Source organism: Neobacillus sp. PS3-12 (assembly GCF_030915385.1).
Lineage (GTDB): Bacteria > Bacillota > Bacilli > Bacillales > Cytobacillaceae > JAEVLT01.
In genome coordinates this window covers 2742506-2758972 of the sequence record NZ_CP133268.1, presented here as the reverse complement: position 1 = coordinate 2758972, position 16467 = coordinate 2742506, and the positions used below count along the sequence as shown (strand labels likewise).

Below are 16467 nucleotides of genomic sequence, written 5' to 3'. Positions count from 1 at the left end.
AAAATAGGGAAAACTCCCTACTGCAAGTAAAAAAGGATATCTTTACTTTTTCTCGGGAACATGGCCCCGAGTTACGCTCATCGTAACGCTCTTTTTGGCTTGGGTCGAAACTATTCGGTTCGTATGAAGAAAAAGGGCAAAGAACAAGTTTGATATAAAAAACTGTCCAGCGCCCTTGTTGTTTTGTTTTGCGTATTAAACTAATTCAATGATAACCATTGGAGCAGCGTCGCCGCGACGAGGTCCAAGTTTCATGATACGAGTGTATCCACCTTGACGCTCTTGGTAACGAGGAGCAATATCAGAGAAAAGTTTTTGCAAAGCGTCTGTACCATTTTCAGCATCAGCTACTTCGTTACGTACATATGCAGCAGCTAAACGACGTGCATGTAAATCACCGCGTTTGCCTAGAGTGATCATTTTCTCAACAGTTGAACGAAGCTCTTTCGCACGAGTTTCTGTTGTTTGAATACGTTCGTTGATAATTAAATCTGTAGTTAAATCACGTAGCATCGCTTTACGTTGAGCGCTAGTGCGTCCTAACTTTCTGTAACCCATGAAGGATTCCCTCCTTTTTGAAGTTGTTAAGCGGATTAGCAAGTAAACAAGAAAACAGCTAGTTAATGGATGTTAACTAGTCGTCTCTGCGCAAGCCTAATCCAAGCTCTTCTAGTTTCGCCTTCACTTCTTCAAGTGATTTACGTCCTAAGTTACGTACCTTCATCATATCTTCTTCAGTTTTATTCGCTAATTCCTGAACAGTGTTAATTCCAGCACGCTTTAAGCAGTTATAAGAACGAACCGATAGATCAAGTTCTTCAATTGTCATTTCTAGAACCTTTTCTTTTTGGTCTTCTTCTTTTTCAATCATAATCTCTGCATTTTGAGCTTCGTCAGTTAAACCAACGAAAATATTTAAATGCTCTGTCAAGATCTTAGAACCTAGTGCGATTGCTTCCTTCGGCCCCGTGCTTCCATCTGTCCAAACGTCTAACGTTAATTTATCAAAGTTTGACATTTGGCCTACGCGTGTATTTTCTACTTGATAAGAAACTCGTGAAACTGGTGTAAAAATTGAATCAATTGGAATCACACCAATTGGCTGGTCCTCACGCTTATTTTGTTCAGCAAGAGTATAACCACGACCTCTTTTGGCTGTTAAACGCATACGTAGATGGCCATTCGCACCTAGAGTTGCAATATGAAGATCAGGGTTTAAGACTTCAACATCACTATCATGAGTAATGTCGCCTGCTTTCACAGGACCTTCACTTTGAACATCAATTTCGAGTGTTTTCTCTTCTTCAGAGTAGATTTTTAACGCTAGTTTCTTAATGTTTAGGATGATGGACGTTACATCCTCTACGACGCCTTCAATTGTTGAGAACTCATGAAGTACCCCATCGACTTGAATCGATGTAACAGCGGCACCAGGGAGTGAGGATAATAGGATACGACGTAAGGAGTTACCCAAAGTGGTACCATATCCACGCTCAAGTGGTTCTACGACGAACTTACCGTACTTGGCATCATCGCTGATCTCAACCGTTTCGATTTTTGGTTTTTCTATTTCGATCATCAAATAACCCTCCTTCAAAACGTCGAAAACCCGGCTAGTTTGTTCTAACCGAAATTCCCCCATGTATACGTTCCCGTTTTGTGCACAACAACTGGAATAATGAATCTGTATGAACGGAAATTAGTACATATCCCATTATTGACAAGGATACTAATTTTATACAGAAAAATTAAACACGACGACGTTTTGGTGGGCGGCAGCCATTATGAGGAACAGGCGTAACGTCTTTAATTGCTGTTACTTCAAGTCCTGCTGCTTGAAGAGCACGAATTGCTGCTTCACGGCCTGCACCAGGTCCTTTTACAGTAACTTCTAGTGTTTTCATACCATGTTCCATAGAAGTTTTAGCCGCAGTTTCTGCTGCCATTTGTGCTGCAAATGGAGTGGATTTACGAGAACCCCTAAATCCAAGTGCACCTGCACTAGACCAAGAAATTGCATTACCATGAATATCTGTAATTGTTACGATTGTGTTATTAAATGTTGAACGGATATGTGCAATACCTGCTTCAATATTCTTTTTAACACGGCGTTTACGTGTGTTTGTTTTACGAGCCATTTAAATGAGTACCTCCTTTACCGATTATTTTTTCTTGTTCGCTACAGTCTTACGAGGACCTTTGCGTGTACGAGCATTGTTTTTCGTATTTTGTCCGCAAGCGGTAAACCACGGCGATGACGTAAACCGCGATAGCTGCCGATTTCCATTAAACGTTTAATGTTTAAAGAAATTTCACGACGAAGGTCACCTTCAACCTTTAATTTATCAATAATATCACGGATTTTATTTAATTCTTCTTCTGTTAAATCACGTACACGTGTTTCTTCAGAAACACCAGCTTCTGCTAGAACTTTTTGTGCAGTAGATTTACCAATACCATAGATGTAAGTTAAAGAGATTACTACACGTTTTTCACGTGGAATATCTACACCAGCAATACGTGCCATAAAATTTGCGCACCTCCTTCAAATTAACCTTGTTTTTGTTTATGTTTAGGGTTTTCACAGATAACCATAACTTTTCCGCGTCTACGGATAACTTTGCACTTTTCGCAGATCGGTTTTACAGATGGTCTTACTTTCATTATCCTAACCTCCTTAATAGTTCGGAGTGCAAGTAGATTATTTAAAGCGATACGTAATACGTCCGCGTGTTAAGTCATATGGAGAAAGCTCAACAGTCACTTTGTCACCAGGTAAAATTCGAATAAAATGCATGCGGATTTTTCCTGAGACATGAGCCAACACAGTATGACCATTTTCTAATTCTACCTTAAACATGGCATTTGGCAAAGTTTCAATGACTTTACCCTCAATTTCAATAACATCATCTTTCGCCATCAAAATCGTCTCCCTTCTCTTTACAGATTTGCGTTCATTCAAAAACATAGTAAGTGTAAGCAGGTCTAACGTCGTTACACGTCCGTTTCCTCAGGTACAATTCTGAAGTTCAGGAGATACTTGATCAAATAATTGAAGATGTAGAGGATTTTTACTTTGCTGTACCAAACTTGCGAGTTTCTCCGTCTGCAACAAATAATAACTTATAATCCAGCAACCTTACAATTATATCATACTGACCTGCATCTCGTCTGCTAGTAACTATTACAAAATTGTCCTTTTTGCGGAATATGATCGTTTTAGTCCAATAATATCCAGGTCTTTTGAGTGGAACGTTGTCAAAGAACTAACATGAGGAATATTTGATTCTTCATGTAAGTCTTTCCCTAAGACTACGTTCTACATACTCGCGTACAATCGAAAAACCATTTGCCTCAACATACTTTGAATCGCAAGGGAGATTTTGAAAGACGTTCACCTGGTTTTACTTCATTCAAGCCTTCGCAGAGTAGTTTCACTGTGATCTCGATTTCTTTATGGGTCTTGCAAACGATCATTCAGCTAATCCCCTAAGTAACTGCTTGATTTCCGCAAAAACAACAGAAATATCACGCTGGCCATCCAATGTACGCAAATAGCCTTTTTCTTCATAAAAATCCAATAAAGGTTGGGCTTGCTTAATATTAACTTCTAAACGATTTTGAACTGTTTCTGCATTATCATCTGCGCGTTGATACAGATCACCGCCACAACGGTCACAAACACCTTCCTGTGCTGGTGGGTTGAAAATGAGATGGTATGTTGCACCACAGCTCTTACAAATACGACGTCCTGTTAAACGTTCCATTAGGATATTCTTATCAACATCGATATTGATTACATAATCAATTTTTCTTTCTAAGTCAGCAAGAATATTTTCTAACGCTTCTGCTTGAGGAACTGTTCTAGGAAAACCATCTAGTAAAAAGCCTTTTTTGCAATCATCCTTACTTAGACGCTCACGTACAATCCCGATTGTTACTTCATCAGGAACAAGTTCGCCTTTGTCCATGAATGATTTAGCTTTTAAACCTAGTTCTGTTCCTTCTTTCATAGCTGCACGGAACATATCTCCAGTAGAGATATGAGGGATGCCGTATTCCTCGACAACTTTTTCAGCTTGGGTGCCCTTACCTGCACCTGGAAGCCCCATTAATACTAAATTCACACGTATTCCCCCTTCGTGCTAATTGGGTTTCAGGGAACTAATGTCCCCAAAACCAGTTATTTTATAAACCCTTTATAATGGCGTTTTACCAACTGCGCCTCTAGCTGTCTCATTGTTTCAAGTGCTACACCGACTACGATAAGCAAACTTGTTCCGCCAATTTGTGCCGACTGTGGAAGATTGGCAATCTGAATAAAGATAACTGGAAGTACAGCAACAACTGCTAAGAAAATCGAACCAACAAATGTCAACCGATATAATACACGTGTTAAGTATTCGTGTGTACTTTTTCCAGGACGAATTCCTGGAATATAGGCACTTTGCTTTTGCAGATTTTCTGCTGCTTGTTCAGGGTTAACCTGAATAAAGGCATAGAAATACGTAAACGCAATAATTAACGCGGCATAAATCACCATTCCAATTGGGTGTGAATAATCAAATATTTTTCCTATCCAAATCGTTACTTGGTTGGTTGGGAAAAACGAAGCAATTGTTCTTGGTGTAACAATAAACGAAATAGCAAAGATAACAGGAATAACCCCTGCAGCATTCACTTTTAACGGCATGTGGGTAGATTGTCCTCCAACAGGAGTACGTCCAGCAACCACACGTTTTGCATACTGAATTGGAATTTTACGTTTAGCCTGGTCAAAGAAAATAACCCCAACTACTACAGCTATAACAGCAAGAGCAAGAACTACAACAGTGACAATCTTTATGAATAACTGACTGCCAACATTTTCGAATTGCTGGATGTAAATTTGATTCAATGTTGTCGGAATTTGAGCAACAATACCAGCAAAGATAATGATAGAAATCCCATTACCTACACCATGTGAAGTAATTTGTTCACCAAGCCACATCAAAAATGCAGTCCCAGCTGTTAAAACAGTAGCAATTAAGAGGTAAGTTCCAATACTAGGATTTGAAATCAGTTGACCGCCGGCTGAAGTTATTAAAACCATAGGACATTCCGATCCCCTCAATAAAACCAAGAACAACTGTAAAATAACGTGTGAATTGAGCTAATTTACGTCGTCCGGCATCTCCTTGTTTGGACCACTCTGTAAACTTTGGTACAACATCCATCTGCAATAATTGAACTATGATGGAAGCAGTGATATATGGCATAATACCCATGGCAAAGATGGAGAATTTCTTTAATGCTCCTCCACCAAAGGTATTTAGAATTCCAAATATATTTGCACCGCTTGTAGTATCAAGTGCTGAGGCATTTACATTTGGTACAGGAATAAACGTTCCAAGTCGAAACACAACTAACATTAAAAGGGTGAATATGATCTTTCGTCTTATATCACCCACGCGCATAAAATTGGAGATGGTTGAAAACATTAGATCACCTCAGTATTTCCACCGGCAGCTTCGATTGCTTCCTTGGCAGCAGAGGAGAATTTATGAGCTTTTACAGTCAATTTTTTCTCTAATGTTCCGTTTGCAAGAACTTTAATTCCTGCCTTTTCGTTTTTAACCACACCAGATTCGATAAGAAGTTCTGGAGTAACTTCTGTACCGTCCTCAAAGCGGTTTAAAACGTCAAGATTAACTACTGCATATTCTTTACGATTGATGTTTGTAAATCCACGTTTTGGTAAACGACGGAATAGAGGTGTTTGACCACCTTCGAAACCGATGCGGACACCGCCGCCGGAACGGGCATTTTGACCTTTATGACCTTTACCAGCAGTTTTACCCTGGCCAGAACCGATACCGCGTCCTAAACGTTTACGCTCTTTACGAGAACCCTCCGCAGGCTTTAACTCATGAAGTTTCATATTGGCACCTCCTTATTGAAAGAGAAAAATCAATTATTGTTCTTTAACCGTTACAAGATGAGACACTTTATTGACCATGCCGCGAATCGCAACATTATCTTCATGCTCAACTGTTTGATTAAGTTTGCGTAATCCTAATGCTTTTACTGTTTCACGTTGGTCTTCTGGACGACCAATTAGGCTGCGTGTGAGGGTGATTGCTAATTTTGCCATTATGTTTCCCCCTTATCCTAATAGTTCTTCTACTGATTTCCCACGTAATCTAGCTACGTCTTCAGCACGTTTTAATTGTTTTAGTCCTTCTATCGTTGCACGAACCATATTAATAGGTGTGTTTGTTCCTAATGATTTAGAAAGAATATCAGCAACACCTGCTAATTCGAGCACGGCACGAACTGGACCACCAGCGATAACTCCTGTACCTTCTGAAGCAGGCTTAAGAAGAATTTCACCAGCGCCAAAGCGGCCAATTACTTGGTGAGGAACTGTTGTTCCAACCATTGGTACTTCGACTAAGTTTTTCTTTGCATCCTCAATGGCTTTACGAATTGCATCAGGTACCTCTTGAGCTTTACCTGTACCGAAACCGACATGACCGTTTTTATCTCCTACTACGACAAGAGCAGAGAAACGGAAACGACGTCCACCTTTAACAACTTTCGCAACACGGTTAACTGTAACAACGCGTTCTTCAAGTTCAAGTTTGTTTGGATCAATACGACGCATCTTTTTGTGTCCCTCCTTTGACTATTAAAATTGTAGGCCGTTTTCGCGGGCTGCATCAGCCAATGCTTGAATACGTCCATGGTATAAGTATCCTCCACGATCAAATACAACCGCTTCAATACCTTTTTCAAGCGCACGTTTTGCGACTAATTCTCCAACCTTTTGTGCAGCTTCAAGATTGCTAGTAGATTCAAGGTTTAAATCTTTCTCTATTGTAGAAGCACTTGCTAAAGTTACTCCGTTCATATCATCGATCACTTGAGCATAAATGTGCTGATTAGAGCGGAACACATTTAGACGCGGACGAGCTGGAGTTCCGCTAAGTTTCGCACGAACACGGGCATGTCTTTTCTTGCGAGTAGCGTTTTTATCAAGCTTCGTAATCATTTACGTCACTCCTTTCATTTACCTAAGCGGCATTACTTACCAGTTTTACCTTCTTTACGACGAACAAATTCGCCTTCATAACGGATCCCTTTACCTTTGTAAGGCTCTGGACGACGAACGTCACGAATGTTAGCTGCTAATGCGCCAACGCGTTCTTTGCTTGTTCCTTTTACAATAATTTTTGTATTGGCAGGAACTTCAACTTCAAGACCAGCTTCTGGTGTGATTTCAACTGGATGGGAATATCCTACGTTTAACACAAGCTTGTTACCTTGTTTTTGCGCACGATATCCGACCCCGATTAATTCTAATGCTTTTTCAAATCCTTTGGAAACACCTTCAACCATGTTTGAAAGTAACGCGCGAGTTGTGCCGTGCAATGCGCGGTGCTCCTTAGATTCAGACGGGCGAGAAACATTAATGATGTTCTCTTCTACTTTGATCTCAATATCAGGATTAAAAGTACGTGTTAGTTCGCCTTTAGGTCCTTTTACTGTAACAACATTCCCATTTAACGTTACCGTAACTCCTGTTGGAATTTCGATAGGCTTTTTTCCTACGCGAGACATTTAGTGCACCTCCATTCATTCAAAAAATCTATTACCAAACGTATGCTAGAACTTCTCCGCCGATTTGTTTTGCACGAGCTTCTTTGTCTGTTACAACACCTGTTGATGTTGAAACTAACGCAATACCAAGTCCGTTAAGTACACGTGGTACCTCATCAGATTTTGCGTAAACGCGAAGGCCAGGCTTGCTTATACGTTTTAAACCAGTGATTACACGTTGGTTGTTTGCACCGTATTTTAAGAAGATACGGATAATACCTTGTTTATTGTCTTCAATATATTCAACGTCACGCACGAAACCTTCACGCTTTAGAATTTCAGCGATTTGTTTTTTAATATTAGAAGCAGGCACTTCTAACTTTTCGTGACGCACCATATTCGCATTTCTAATGCGAGTAAGCATATCAGCAATTGGATCTGTCATGACCATTATTTTTACCTCCTTCCACAGCTTTGGGTTTTACCAGCTAGCTTTTTTAACACCAGGAATTTGTCCTTTATACGCTAATTCACGGAAACAAATACGGCAAAGCTTAAATTTGCGGTATACAGAGTGTGGACGGCCGCAGCGTTCGCAGCGAGTATACTCTTGTACTTTATATTTAGGCGTGCGCTTTTGTTTCACAATCATTGACTTTTTAGCCACGTTTTCGCCTCCCTTATTTCGTGATTACTTTTGGAACGGCATTCCAATTTGAGTTAAAAGCTCACGAGCTTCTTCATCAGTGTTGGCAGTTGTAACAATAACAATATCCATTCCACGAACTTTGGTTACTTTATCGTAATCAATTTCAGGGAAGATTAATTGTTCTTTAACACCCAAAGTGTAGTTGCCGCGGCCATCAAATGCTTTCTTCGAAATACCACGGAAGTCACGTACACGAGGTAAAGACACAGAAATTAATTTATCCAAGAATTCATACATACGCTCTCCACGAAGAGTAACCTTCGCACCGATCGGCATACCTTCACGAAGACGGAAACCAGCGATCGATTTTTTCGCACGAGTTACAACAGGTTTTTGTCCTGTAATAATAGATAGCTCTTCTACTGCATTATCAAGTGCTTTTGCATTTTGAACAGCGTCACCAACACCCATGTTCAAAACGATTTTTTCGATTTTTGGTACTTGCATTACTGATTTATAGTTGAACTTGCTCACTAGAGCAGGCGAGATCTCTTTATTATATCTTTCCTTTAGGCGGTTCATTGAGTGTACCTCCCTTCTTTAATTAACTATTTATCTAAAACTTCACCGGATTTTGCTACGCGAACTTTCTTGCCATCAACTGTTTGGTACCCTACACGAGTTGGGTTGCCAGACTTAGGATCGATTGGCATCACGTTTGACACATGAATCGGTGCTTCTTGGTTAATGATTCCACCTTGTGGGTTAACTTGAGAAGGTTTAGCGTGTTTCTTTACGATATTAATACCCTCTACAAGCACACGGCTTTCTTTAGGATAGGCAGCAAGGATTACTCCTGTTTTACCTTTATCCTTACCAGAGATGACTCTGACTTTATCACCTTTTTTTACATGCATCTGGTCGCACCTCCTTAAAGGCAATGTATTTAAAAAATTATAGTACTTCTGGAGCTAGGGAAACGATTTTCATAAAGTTGTTATCACGAAGTTCGCGAGCAACTGGTCCGAAAATACGAGTTCCACGTGGGCTCTTATCATCGCGGATAATTACACATGCGTTTTCATCGAAACGAATGTATGAACCATCTTGGCGGCGAGCACCACTCTTTGTACGTACAACAACAGCTTTAACAACGTCACCTTTTTTAACAACGCCACCTGGTGTTGCTTGTTTCACTGTACAAACAATAACATCGCCAATACCAGCAAATTTACGGCCAGAACCACCCAAAACTTTGATTGTAAGTACTTCACGTGCACCAGAGTTGTCAGCAACTTTTAAACGTGTTTCTTGTTGAATCATGCGTGTAACCTCCTTTCGGAATTAAGCTAATCCGAACAATTATATAATAACTGCTTTTTCTACTACTTCTACTAAACGGAAGCGTTTTGTAGCTGAAAGTGGGCGAGTTTCCATGATGCGTACGATATCGCCAATTTTAGCTTCATTTTGCTCATCATGAGCTTTGAACTTTTTAGAGTACTTAACGCGTTTACCGTAAAGAGGATGCTTTTTATATGTTTCAACTAGAACAGTAATGGTTTTATCCATTTTGTCTGAAACAACGCGTCCACTGTAAACTTTGCGTTGGTTGCGTTCACTCATTGGGCGAACCTCCTCTCGTGTTTTACTTATTAACGCTGATTTCTCTTTCACGAATCACAGTTTTCATACGAGCGATCGCTTTGCGTACTTCACGAATGCGAGCTGTGTTTTCAAGTTGTCCAGTCGCCAATTGAAAGCGAAGGTTGAAAAGCTCTTCTTTTAAGGATTTAACTTTTTGTTCAATTTCGGCAGTGGTAAGGTCACGAATTTCATTAGCTTTCATTTGATTCACCACCAATTTCTTCACGTTTTACAAACTTACATTTTATAGGTAGTTTGTGCATTGCAAGGCGAAGTGCTTCACGTGCGACTTCTTCAGGAACACCTGCGATTTCAAACATAATTCTTCCTGGTTTAACAACAGCAACCCATCCTTCAGGTGCCCCTTTACCAGAACCCATCCGAACCTCTAAAGGCTTTGCAGTAAATGCTTTATGTGGGAATATTTTAATCCAAACTTTACCGCCACGTTTCATGTAACGTGTCATTGCAATACGGGCAGCCTCAATTTGGCGGTTAGTAATCCAAGAAGCTTCTAATGCTTGTAAGCCATATTCGCCGAAAGTAACTTCAGTACCACCTTTTGATGGACCTTTCATACTTCCACGGTGTGGACGGCGATATTTTACGCGCTTTGGCAATAACATATTATTTGCCTCCTTCCGCAGTTTTCTTCTTAGTAGGAAGGACTTCTCCACGATAGATCCATACTTTTACGCCAAGCTTTCCATAAGTTGTATCTGCTTCGGCTGTAGCATAGTCGATGTCAGCGCGAAGTGTGTGAAGTGGAACAGTTCCTTCGCTGTAATGTTCTGAACGAGCAATATCTGCTCCGCCTAAACGACCAGAAACTTGTGTTTTAATTCCTTTTGCACCCGAACGCATAGCACGTTGGATAACTTGCTTTTGGGCACGACGGAAAGAAACACGGTTTTCTAATTGACGAGCGATATTTTCAGCAACTAATTTTGCATCCATATCAGCTTTTTTAATTTCAAGAATGTTAATGTGAACACGTTTGCCAGTAAGTTGGTTTAATGCTTTACGTAAAGCCTCAACTTCTGTACCGCCTTTACCGATAACCATTCCAGGCTTCGCTGTATGAATAGTAACGTTCACGCGGTTTGCAGCACGTTCGATTTCAACTTTAGAAACAGAAGCATCTTTTAATCGTTTCGTGATGTATTCACGAACTTTGATGTCTTCGTGTAAAAGAACAGCAAAATCTTTGCCTGCGTACCATTTAGATTCCCAATCACGAATGATTCCGATACGCAAACCAACTGGATTTACTTTTTGACCCACTAGTTATCCCTCCTTCTTTTCTGATAAAACGATTGTAATATGGCTAGTACGTTTGTTAATTGCGCTAGCACGGCCCATTGCACGAGGACGGAAACGTTTTAAAGTTGGTCCTTCATCTACAAACGCTTGTGCTATAACTAAATTATTAACGTCCATTTCATAATTATGCTCGGCATTTGCCATAGCAGATTTTAATACTTTTTCTATGATTGGAGAAGCTGCCCTTGGAGTAAGGTTTAAGATAGCTACCGCTTCACCAACTTGCTTACCTCGAATTAAATCGACGACTAAACGTGCTTTACGAGGAGCAATTCGAACTGTTCTTGCAACAGCTTTAGCTTGCATTAGGATGTCCTCCTCTCATTAACGTCTTGTTTTCTTGTCATCATTTCCATGGCCTTTGTATGCACGTGTTGGAGCAAATTCTCCAAGCTTGTGACCAACCATGTCTTCAGTAACATATACAGGTACATGTTTACGACCATCATAAACAGCGACTGTATGACCGATGAATTGCGGGAAGATCGTAGAACGGCGTGACCAAGTTTTAATTACTTGTTTTCCTTCCGTTTCGTTTAACTTTTCGATCTTTGTCATTAAGTGCTCATCAACAAAAGGTCCTTTTTTTAAGCTGCGACCCATAAGTGAACCTCCCTTCGCGACTGATCTACGGTTCGTTTTATGAACCGTAGCTTAGTCCCGTTATTTTTTACGACGACGGACAATAAATTTGTCAGATTTGTTCTTTTTCTTACGTGTTTTGTATCCAAGAGTTGGTTTACCCCATGGAGACATTGGTGATTTACGTCCGATAGGAGCACGTCCTTCACCACCACCGTGTGGGTGATCGTTAGGGTTCATTACAGAACCACGAACAGTTGGGCGCTTGCCTAACCAGCGAGAACGTCCTGCTTTACCGATGTTGATAAGCTCGTGTTGTTCATTACCTACTTGACCGATCGTTGCACGGCATTCAGCAAGAATCATGCGAACCTCACCAGAATTCAAGCGAACTAGAACGTATTTTCCTTCTTTACCAAGCACTTGTGCAGATGTTCCTGCAGAACGAACTAATTGTCCGCCTTTACCTGGTTTTAATTCAATGTTATGAACAACTGTACCAACTGGGATATTTGCAAGTGGAAGTGCATTACCCACTTTAATATCAGCTTCTGGTCCAGACATCACTTCGGCACCAACTTGTAGGTTTTTAGGAGCAATGATATAACGCTTTTCTCCATCAACATAATTAATTAGTGCAATATTTGCGGAACGGTTTGGATCGTATTCGACAGTGGCAACGCGTCCTGGAATGCCATCTTTATCACGTTTAAAATCGATGATCCGATATTGACGCTTATGGCCGCCACCTTGATGACGAACAGTTAACTTACCTTGGTTATTACGGCCGCCTTTGCTCTTTAATGGAGCTAATAGAGACTTTTCGGGAGTATCTGTTGTGATTTCAGCAAAATCAGATACTGTCATACCACGACGACCGTTAGAGGTAGGTTTGTACTTTTTAATCGCCATTTCTTTTCCCTCCTCTTCTTGAGTTTTTACGCTTCAAAGATTTCGATTTCTTTGCTGTCAGCAGTTAATTTAACAATTGCTTTGCGGCGTTTGTTTGTGTAACCGCCAAATTTACCCATGCGTTTGAATTTACCTTTGTAGTTCATGATGTTTACTTTTTCAACATCAACACCAAAGATTTCTTCAACAGCATCTTTCACTTGAGTTTTGTTAGCTCTAACATCAACTTCAAATGTATATTTTTTCTCAGACATTAAGTCAGTTGAACGTTCAGTAATAACGGGGCGCTTAATGATATCGCGTGCATCCATTATGCAAGCACCTCCTCTACTTTTTCAACAGCTGCTTTAGTCATGATCAATTTATCATGGCTTACAACGTCTAATACGCTGATTCCATTAGCAGTTACAACTGTTACACCAGGAATATTACGTGCAGATAATGCTACGTTTTCATCCAAGTCTGCAGTAACAACTAGTGCCTTTTTATCAACAGAAAGACCAGTTAAAACAGCTTTGAAGTCTTTTGTTTTTGGTGTTTCTAATGCAAGGCTTTCTAGTACTAAAATGTTTTCTTCTAATACTTTTGATGAAAGCGCAGATTTAATTGCTAAACGACGAACCTTTTTAGGTAATTTGTAGCTGTAGCTTCGTGGAGTAGGTCCGAATACAGTACCACCTCCGCGCCATTGTGGAGAACGGATTGAACCTTGACGCGCACGGCCAGTACCTTTTTGTCGCCATGGTTTACGTCCACCGCCGCTCACTTCTGAACGTCCTTTTACTTTATGTGTTCCTTGACGTAATGAAGCACGTTGCATAACAATCGCTTCGAATAATACGTGTTGGTTAGGCTCGATTCCAAATACCGATTCATTAAGTTCGATCTCACCGACTTGAGAACCGCTTTGGTTTAATAATGTTACCTTTGGCATTCTTTAGCCCCTCCTTTCTTATGAATTAATTATCCTTTAATTGCACCTTTAATTTTTACTAGTGATTTTTTAGCTCCTGGCACATTACCTTTTACCAATAAAAGATTACGTTCAACGTCAACTTTTACGATTTCTAGGTTTTGTACAGTAACTTGTTCTCCACCCATACGTCCAGGTAATGCTTTACCTTTAAATACACGGTTTGGAGCAACTGGTCCCATTGAACCAGGACGACGATGATAACGGGAACCGTGAGCCATAGGTCCACGAGATTGTCCGTGGCGTTTGATTGAGCCTTGGAAACCTTTACCTTTTGATACTCCTGTTACATCTACAATATCGCCTGCAGCGAAAATATCAACTTTGACTTCTTGACCAACCTCATATCCTGTTAAGTCAACTCCGCGGAATTCGCGAATGAAGCGCTTAGGATTAGTGTTTGCTTTTGCAACATGCCCTTTTTCAGGTTTGTTTGCTAACTTTTCACGCTTATCTTCAAAACCTACTTGAATAGCTTCGTAACCGTCGCTTTCAACTGATTTCTTTTGAAGAACCACGTTATCAGCAGCTTCAATTACTGTAACAGGGATTAGGTTACCATTTTCAGCAAATACTTGAGTCATACCAATTTTTCTTCCTAAGATTCCTTTGGTCATAGAGTCACACCTCCTAATTTTTTTAATCATTTATTGTCATTAAAGTTTGATTTCAATATCAACACCAGATGGTAAGTCTAAACGCATTAACGAATCAACTGTTTGTGGAGTTGGATTTACTATGTCGATTAGACGCTTGTGTGTACGCATCTCGAATTGCTCACGAGAATCTTTGTACTTATGCACCGCACGAAGGATCGTGTAAATAGACTTTTCAGTCGGAAGCGGAATCGGTCCAGAAACGGCTGCACCTGAACGTTTAGCTGTTTCAACGATTTTCTCAGCTGATTGATCAAGGATTCTGTGATCATAAGCTTTTAAACGGATACGAATTTTTTGTTTTGCCATTATTTTCCCTCCTTTATCGCCTATTTTTAAAATAGACATTCTCCGTGGAAATTTTCCTGTCACACGCGCCATGGCAAAGCGGCCGGGTGTGTCAGCAACCTCCCACTTCATCGCAGTCAAAGACCAACATTGTCTATTATACATAAAACATAAAGCAAACGCAAGACATTCTTTTTATTTGTTTATGTTTCACAACACTTTTATTATTATAGCGGGCATATGTCGGTTTTTCAAGGAGAATATAATTGGTAGATAATGATGGTCTTGCATGATACTATCCATAAATCCAAAACTCTCTACATTATTAAAAGAATATAAAGGGAGAAGCTTGGTAACACAGCTTCTCCCTTTATTCATATCCACTTTTCTTCTATATATATACAACTCTTTTTATATATCCATCAATAGCATCTCTGCTTTTTCAACTAAAATCTCCTCAATTGCGGAGTGATATCCCAAATAATTGCATAAATAAAACTTGCTGCTAAACGGATGCGTTTCAATAACCTTATTAATATGCTTCAATAAAACACCAGTAAACAATAGATAAGGTATGACAAATATTTTCTCAAAGTTACTTTCACTGGCTGATTGCAGCGCATCCTCCAAATTTGGAGTTGCCGCTGTTAAGAAGCAGGTATCAACCTTCCCAATGTCGGTCTTTTCCTTTAGTAAGGAAGCAACATTATTCAAATCCCTCTTCACATCCGGATCACTGCTCCCCCTGCCTACAAGGAGTACCATAGAGTTTTCGGTTATATCTTCTCCTATTTCCTTTATTCGATCTATTAATGGTTCAACCATCTTTGGATTTACTCCTATTGGTGAGCCGTACTTAACATGAACATTGGGATATAGGGATGATAAGCGATCCAATTCATTTGGAATATCCTTTTTTGCATGGGCTGCAGTAAGCAGCAGTACTGGGATAACTGCTATTTTAGTTGCTCCTTTATTAATACAGCTAATAAATGCATCTTCTATGGTTGGTGAAGACAATTCCAGAAAACAATATTCTTGTATTGGCACCTTCACTCTATTCATACATTTTTTTATGAAGGTAGCAGCTTGCTCTCTTCCGGTAGCCACCCTGCTTCCATGACAAATATAAATCACTGCATTCATCTTAAAATCCTCGCTTGCTGAATATGATCATTAAGTATATTCTAAAAGTTCTTAAAAGCAAAGCGCCCTACTCCGTAAGGCGCTTTAGGTCTATTATTAAATTAAATGAATTGTCTCGATTTTAAATAAGCAATAACCTGATCTACACATTCCTCAACGGAATAGAGGTTTGTTTCAACAACTAATTCAGGATTTTCGGGCTCTTCGTAAGGAGATGAGATTCCTGTGAAGTCCGAAATAATTCCTTGTCTGGCTTTGACATAGAGTCCTTTCGGATCCCTTTTTTCACATTCCTCGATTGGGCATTTAACGAATACTTCCACAAATTCATCTTCTTTAAGTAAATCACGTACAACTTGGCGGTCAAGCAAGAAAGGTGAGATAAATGCTGTTAAGACAACCTGTCCGCCATCGACGAATAACTTAGAAACCTCACCAATTCTTCGGATGTTCTCTTTTCGGTCTTCCTCAGAAAAGCCAAGATCTTTGTTTAAACCATGGCGAATATTATCTCCATCTAACACATAGTTGCGAACACCGTTCTCGTATAAACGTGTTGCCACTGCATTGGCAACAGTTGATTTTCCTGAACCTGAAAGTCCTGTAAACCAAATCACAAAGCTATGATGGCCATTTTGTTTTCTTCGGGCATCCTTTGATAAGGATGCTTCATGCCAGACAACATTTGTACTCTTTTCCAACATTATTCA

At 40.0% G+C, this 16467-nt stretch carries 29 protein-coding genes and 2 pseudogenes; all 31 read right to left on the bottom strand.

What is annotated here, in order from left to right; all coding sequences use genetic code 11:
- Nucleotides 1-195: 195 nt before the first annotated feature.
- The 31 genes and pseudogenes from rplQ to cysC all read right to left on the bottom strand — a co-directional run bounded on the left by rplQ (nucleotide 196) and on the right by cysC (nucleotide 16461).
- Nucleotides 196-558: a 50S ribosomal protein L17 gene (rplQ, locus tag RCG17_RS14025; RefSeq protein ID WP_308175686.1), complete on the bottom strand. Its 363-nt coding sequence runs from the start codon at nucleotides 556-558 to the stop codon at nucleotides 196-198.
- Nucleotides 559-634: 76 nt separating this feature from the next.
- Nucleotides 635-1579: a DNA-directed RNA polymerase subunit alpha gene (locus RCG17_RS14020; RefSeq protein ID WP_308175685.1), complete on the bottom strand. Its 945-nt coding sequence runs from the start codon at nucleotides 1577-1579 to the stop codon at nucleotides 635-637.
- Between the two features lie 169 nt (nucleotides 1580-1748).
- Complete coding sequence (gene rpsK, locus RCG17_RS14015; protein WP_308175684.1) at nucleotides 1749-2138, bottom strand: 30S ribosomal protein S11; 390 nt, start codon at nucleotides 2136-2138, stop codon at nucleotides 1749-1751.
- A 24-nt stretch (nucleotides 2139-2162) separates the two neighbouring features.
- Nucleotides 2163-2527 (bottom strand): annotated as a pseudogene (gene rpsM, locus RCG17_RS14010) (30S ribosomal protein S13).
- Between the two features lie 23 nt (nucleotides 2528-2550).
- Nucleotides 2551-2664 (bottom strand): 50S ribosomal protein L36, encoded by a 114-nt coding sequence (gene rpmJ / locus RCG17_RS14005; RefSeq protein ID WP_000868344.1) that lies wholly within the window; start codon nucleotides 2662-2664, stop codon nucleotides 2551-2553.
- Nucleotides 2665-2701: 37 nt separating this feature from the next.
- Nucleotides 2702-2920 carry a translation initiation factor IF-1 gene (infA, locus tag RCG17_RS14000; protein WP_007085268.1) on the bottom strand — a complete coding sequence of 73 codons (219 nt, stop codon included), beginning with the start codon at nucleotides 2918-2920 and terminating at the stop codon, nucleotides 2702-2704.
- Between the two features lie 553 nt (nucleotides 2921-3473).
- On the bottom strand, nucleotides 3474-4127 hold the full coding sequence (locus tag RCG17_RS13995; RefSeq protein WP_308175683.1) for an adenylate kinase: 654 nt from the start codon (nucleotides 4125-4127) through the stop codon (nucleotides 3474-3476).
- 56 nt (nucleotides 4128-4183) lie between these two features.
- Nucleotides 4184-5480, bottom strand: a pseudogene (gene secY / locus RCG17_RS13990) (preprotein translocase subunit SecY).
- On the bottom strand, nucleotides 5480-5920 hold the full coding sequence (gene rplO / locus RCG17_RS13985) for a 50S ribosomal protein L15 (protein WP_308175682.1): 441 nt from the start codon (nucleotides 5918-5920) through the stop codon (nucleotides 5480-5482). Before rplO ends, secY begins: the two are co-directional and overlap by 1 nt.
- Nucleotides 5921-5953: 33 nt before the next feature.
- Complete coding sequence (gene rpmD / locus RCG17_RS13980) at nucleotides 5954-6133, bottom strand: 50S ribosomal protein L30 (protein ID WP_308175681.1); 180 nt, start codon at nucleotides 6131-6133, stop codon at nucleotides 5954-5956.
- A gap of 12 nt (nucleotides 6134-6145) precedes the next feature.
- Nucleotides 6146-6646, bottom strand: coding sequence for a 30S ribosomal protein S5 (gene rpsE / locus RCG17_RS13975; protein ID WP_308175680.1), 501 nt, complete (start codon nucleotides 6644-6646; stop codon nucleotides 6146-6148).
- 24 nt (nucleotides 6647-6670) lie between these two features.
- Nucleotides 6671-7033 (bottom strand): 50S ribosomal protein L18, encoded by a 363-nt coding sequence (rplR, locus tag RCG17_RS13970; protein ID WP_308175679.1) that lies wholly within the window; start codon nucleotides 7031-7033, stop codon nucleotides 6671-6673.
- A 32-nt stretch (nucleotides 7034-7065) separates the two neighbouring features.
- A complete protein-coding gene (gene rplF / locus RCG17_RS13965) occupies nucleotides 7066-7602 on the bottom strand; it encodes a 50S ribosomal protein L6 (RefSeq protein ID WP_308175678.1) in 537 nt (178 codons plus the stop codon).
- Nucleotides 7603-7633: 31 nt separating this feature from the next.
- Nucleotides 7634-8032, bottom strand: coding sequence for a 30S ribosomal protein S8 (gene rpsH / locus RCG17_RS13960; RefSeq protein ID WP_256237719.1), 399 nt, complete (start codon nucleotides 8030-8032; stop codon nucleotides 7634-7636).
- A 30-nt stretch (nucleotides 8033-8062) separates the two neighbouring features.
- Complete coding sequence (locus RCG17_RS13955) at nucleotides 8063-8248, bottom strand: type Z 30S ribosomal protein S14 (protein WP_256237720.1); 186 nt, start codon at nucleotides 8246-8248, stop codon at nucleotides 8063-8065.
- A 24-nt stretch (nucleotides 8249-8272) separates the two neighbouring features.
- Nucleotides 8273-8812, bottom strand: coding sequence for a 50S ribosomal protein L5 (gene rplE / locus RCG17_RS13950; protein WP_308175677.1), 540 nt, complete (start codon nucleotides 8810-8812; stop codon nucleotides 8273-8275).
- Nucleotides 8813-8838: 26 nt separating this feature from the next.
- Nucleotides 8839-9147 carry a 50S ribosomal protein L24 gene (gene rplX, locus RCG17_RS13945; RefSeq protein ID WP_308175676.1) on the bottom strand — a complete coding sequence of 103 codons (309 nt, stop codon included), beginning with the start codon at nucleotides 9145-9147 and terminating at the stop codon, nucleotides 8839-8841.
- Nucleotides 9148-9184: 37 nt separating this feature from the next.
- A complete protein-coding gene (gene rplN / locus RCG17_RS13940) occupies nucleotides 9185-9553 on the bottom strand; it encodes a 50S ribosomal protein L14 (RefSeq protein WP_308175675.1) in 369 nt (122 codons plus the stop codon).
- Between the two features lie 39 nt (nucleotides 9554-9592).
- On the bottom strand, nucleotides 9593-9856 hold the full coding sequence (gene rpsQ, locus RCG17_RS13935) for a 30S ribosomal protein S17 (RefSeq protein ID WP_308175674.1): 264 nt from the start codon (nucleotides 9854-9856) through the stop codon (nucleotides 9593-9595).
- Between the two features lie 22 nt (nucleotides 9857-9878).
- Nucleotides 9879-10079, bottom strand: a complete 201-nt coding sequence (gene rpmC, locus RCG17_RS13930; protein WP_251472022.1) for a 50S ribosomal protein L29 — start codon at nucleotides 10077-10079, stop codon at nucleotides 9879-9881.
- A complete protein-coding gene (gene rplP, locus RCG17_RS13925; RefSeq protein WP_308175673.1) occupies nucleotides 10069-10503 on the bottom strand; it encodes a 50S ribosomal protein L16 in 435 nt (144 codons plus the stop codon). Before rplP ends, rpmC begins: the two co-directional genes overlap by 11 nt.
- A gap of 1 nt (nucleotide 10504) precedes the next feature.
- The gene (gene rpsC, locus RCG17_RS13920; RefSeq protein WP_308175672.1) at nucleotides 10505-11161 is read right to left on the bottom strand and encodes a 30S ribosomal protein S3; all 657 of its coding nucleotides are present in this window, start codon (nucleotides 11159-11161) and stop codon (nucleotides 10505-10507) included.
- A 3-nt stretch (nucleotides 11162-11164) separates the two neighbouring features.
- Nucleotides 11165-11506, bottom strand: a complete 342-nt coding sequence (gene rplV, locus RCG17_RS13915) for a 50S ribosomal protein L22 (RefSeq protein ID WP_308175671.1) — start codon at nucleotides 11504-11506, stop codon at nucleotides 11165-11167.
- An 18-nt stretch (nucleotides 11507-11524) separates the two neighbouring features.
- Entirely contained in the window at nucleotides 11525-11803 is a 279-nt protein-coding gene (rpsS, locus tag RCG17_RS13910; RefSeq protein ID WP_308175670.1) for a 30S ribosomal protein S19, read from the bottom strand.
- Nucleotides 11804-11863: 60 nt separating this feature from the next.
- Nucleotides 11864-12694, bottom strand: coding sequence for a 50S ribosomal protein L2 (gene rplB, locus RCG17_RS13905; protein WP_308175669.1), 831 nt, complete (start codon nucleotides 12692-12694; stop codon nucleotides 11864-11866).
- Between the two features lie 26 nt (nucleotides 12695-12720).
- The gene (gene rplW, locus RCG17_RS13900) at nucleotides 12721-13005 is read right to left on the bottom strand and encodes a 50S ribosomal protein L23 (RefSeq protein ID WP_308175668.1); all 285 of its coding nucleotides are present in this window, start codon (nucleotides 13003-13005) and stop codon (nucleotides 12721-12723) included.
- Nucleotides 13005-13628 carry a 50S ribosomal protein L4 gene (rplD, locus tag RCG17_RS13895; protein WP_308175667.1) on the bottom strand — a complete coding sequence of 208 codons (624 nt, stop codon included), beginning with the start codon at nucleotides 13626-13628 and terminating at the stop codon, nucleotides 13005-13007. Before rplD ends, rplW begins: the two co-directional genes overlap by 1 nt.
- A 29-nt stretch (nucleotides 13629-13657) precedes the next feature.
- Nucleotides 13658-14284 carry a 50S ribosomal protein L3 gene (rplC, locus tag RCG17_RS13890; protein ID WP_308175666.1) on the bottom strand — a complete coding sequence of 209 codons (627 nt, stop codon included), beginning with the start codon at nucleotides 14282-14284 and terminating at the stop codon, nucleotides 13658-13660.
- A gap of 39 nt (nucleotides 14285-14323) precedes the next feature.
- Nucleotides 14324-14632, bottom strand: coding sequence for a 30S ribosomal protein S10 (gene rpsJ, locus RCG17_RS13885; RefSeq protein WP_009336571.1), 309 nt, complete (start codon nucleotides 14630-14632; stop codon nucleotides 14324-14326).
- A gap of 390 nt (nucleotides 14633-15022) precedes the next feature.
- Nucleotides 15023-15757: a sirohydrochlorin chelatase gene (locus tag RCG17_RS13880; RefSeq protein ID WP_308175665.1), complete on the bottom strand. Its 735-nt coding sequence runs from the start codon at nucleotides 15755-15757 to the stop codon at nucleotides 15023-15025.
- A 101-nt stretch (nucleotides 15758-15858) separates the two neighbouring features.
- Entirely contained in the window at nucleotides 15859-16461 is a 603-nt protein-coding gene (gene cysC, locus RCG17_RS13875) for an adenylyl-sulfate kinase (RefSeq protein WP_308175664.1), read from the bottom strand.
- Between the last annotated feature and the right edge of the window lie 6 nt (nucleotides 16462-16467).

Excerpts from the sequence above, each read along its gene's own strand:
- rpmD (WP_308175681.1), bottom strand. The coding sequence starts at position 6,133 with ATGGCAAAATTAGCAATCACCCTCACACGCAGCCTAATTGGTCGTCCA.
- rpsS (WP_308175670.1), bottom strand. The coding sequence starts at position 11,803 with ATGGGTCGCAGCTTAAAAAAAGGACCTTTTGTTGATGAGCACTTAATG.
- rpsE (WP_308175680.1), bottom strand. The coding sequence starts at position 6,646 with ATGCGTCGTATTGATCCAAACAAACTTGAACTTGAAGAACGCGTTGTT.
- rpsH (WP_256237719.1), bottom strand. The coding sequence starts at position 8,032 with ATGGTCATGACAGATCCAATTGCTGATATGCTTACTCGCATTAGAAAT.
- rplB (WP_308175669.1), bottom strand. The coding sequence starts at position 12,694 with ATGGCGATTAAAAAGTACAAACCTACCTCTAACGGTCGTCGTGGTATG.
- rplW (WP_308175668.1), bottom strand. The coding sequence starts at position 13,005 with ATGGATGCACGCGATATCATTAAGCGCCCCGTTATTACTGAACGTTCA.
- rplR (WP_308175679.1), bottom strand. The coding sequence starts at position 7,033 with ATGATTACGAAGCTTGATAAAAACGCTACTCGCAAGAAAAGACATGCC.
- rpmJ (WP_000868344.1), bottom strand. The coding sequence starts at position 2,664 with ATGAAAGTAAGACCATCTGTAAAACCGATCTGCGAAAAGTGCAAAGTT.
- rplP (WP_308175673.1), bottom strand. The coding sequence starts at position 10,503 with ATGTTATTGCCAAAGCGCGTAAAATATCGCCGTCCACACCGTGGAAGT.
- rpsQ (WP_308175674.1), bottom strand. The coding sequence starts at position 9,856 with ATGAGTGAACGCAACCAACGCAAAGTTTACAGTGGACGCGTTGTTTCA.
- rplC (WP_308175666.1), bottom strand. The coding sequence starts at position 14,284 with ATGACCAAAGGAATCTTAGGAAGAAAAATTGGTATGACTCAAGTATTT.
- cysC (WP_308175664.1), bottom strand. The coding sequence starts at position 16,461 with ATGTTGGAAAAGAGTACAAATGTTGTCTGGCATGAAGCATCCTTATCA.
- rplQ (WP_308175686.1), bottom strand. The coding sequence starts at position 558 with ATGGGTTACAGAAAGTTAGGACGCACTAGCGCTCAACGTAAAGCGATG.
- RCG17_RS14020 (WP_308175685.1), bottom strand. The coding sequence starts at position 1,579 with ATGATCGAAATAGAAAAACCAAAAATCGAAACGGTTGAGATCAGCGAT.
- rplO (WP_308175682.1), bottom strand. The coding sequence starts at position 5,920 with ATGAAACTTCATGAGTTAAAGCCTGCGGAGGGTTCTCGTAAAGAGCGT.
- rpsJ (WP_009336571.1), bottom strand. The coding sequence starts at position 14,632 with ATGGCAAAACAAAAAATTCGTATCCGTTTAAAAGCTTATGATCACAGA.
- rplD (WP_308175667.1), bottom strand. The coding sequence starts at position 13,628 with ATGCCAAAGGTAACATTATTAAACCAAAGCGGTTCTCAAGTCGGTGAG.
- rplX (WP_308175676.1), bottom strand. The coding sequence starts at position 9,147 with ATGCATGTAAAAAAAGGTGATAAAGTCAGAGTCATCTCTGGTAAGGAT.
- rplN (WP_308175675.1), bottom strand. The coding sequence starts at position 9,553 with ATGATTCAACAAGAAACACGTTTAAAAGTTGCTGACAACTCTGGTGCA.
- infA (WP_007085268.1), bottom strand. The coding sequence starts at position 2,920 with ATGGCGAAAGATGATGTTATTGAAATTGAGGGTAAAGTCATTGAAACT.
- rpmC (WP_251472022.1), bottom strand. The coding sequence starts at position 10,079 with ATGAAAGCTAATGAAATTCGTGACCTTACCACTGCCGAAATTGAACAA.
- rplE (WP_308175677.1), bottom strand. The coding sequence starts at position 8,812 with ATGAACCGCCTAAAGGAAAGATATAATAAAGAGATCTCGCCTGCTCTA.
- RCG17_RS13880 (WP_308175665.1), bottom strand. The coding sequence starts at position 15,757 with ATGAATGCAGTGATTTATATTTGTCATGGAAGCAGGGTGGCTACCGGA.
- rplF (WP_308175678.1), bottom strand. The coding sequence starts at position 7,602 with ATGTCTCGCGTAGGAAAAAAGCCTATCGAAATTCCAACAGGAGTTACG.
- rpsK (WP_308175684.1), bottom strand. The coding sequence starts at position 2,138 with ATGGCTCGTAAAACAAACACACGTAAACGCCGTGTTAAAAAGAATATT.
- rplV (WP_308175671.1), bottom strand. The coding sequence starts at position 11,506 with ATGCAAGCTAAAGCTGTTGCAAGAACAGTTCGAATTGCTCCTCGTAAA.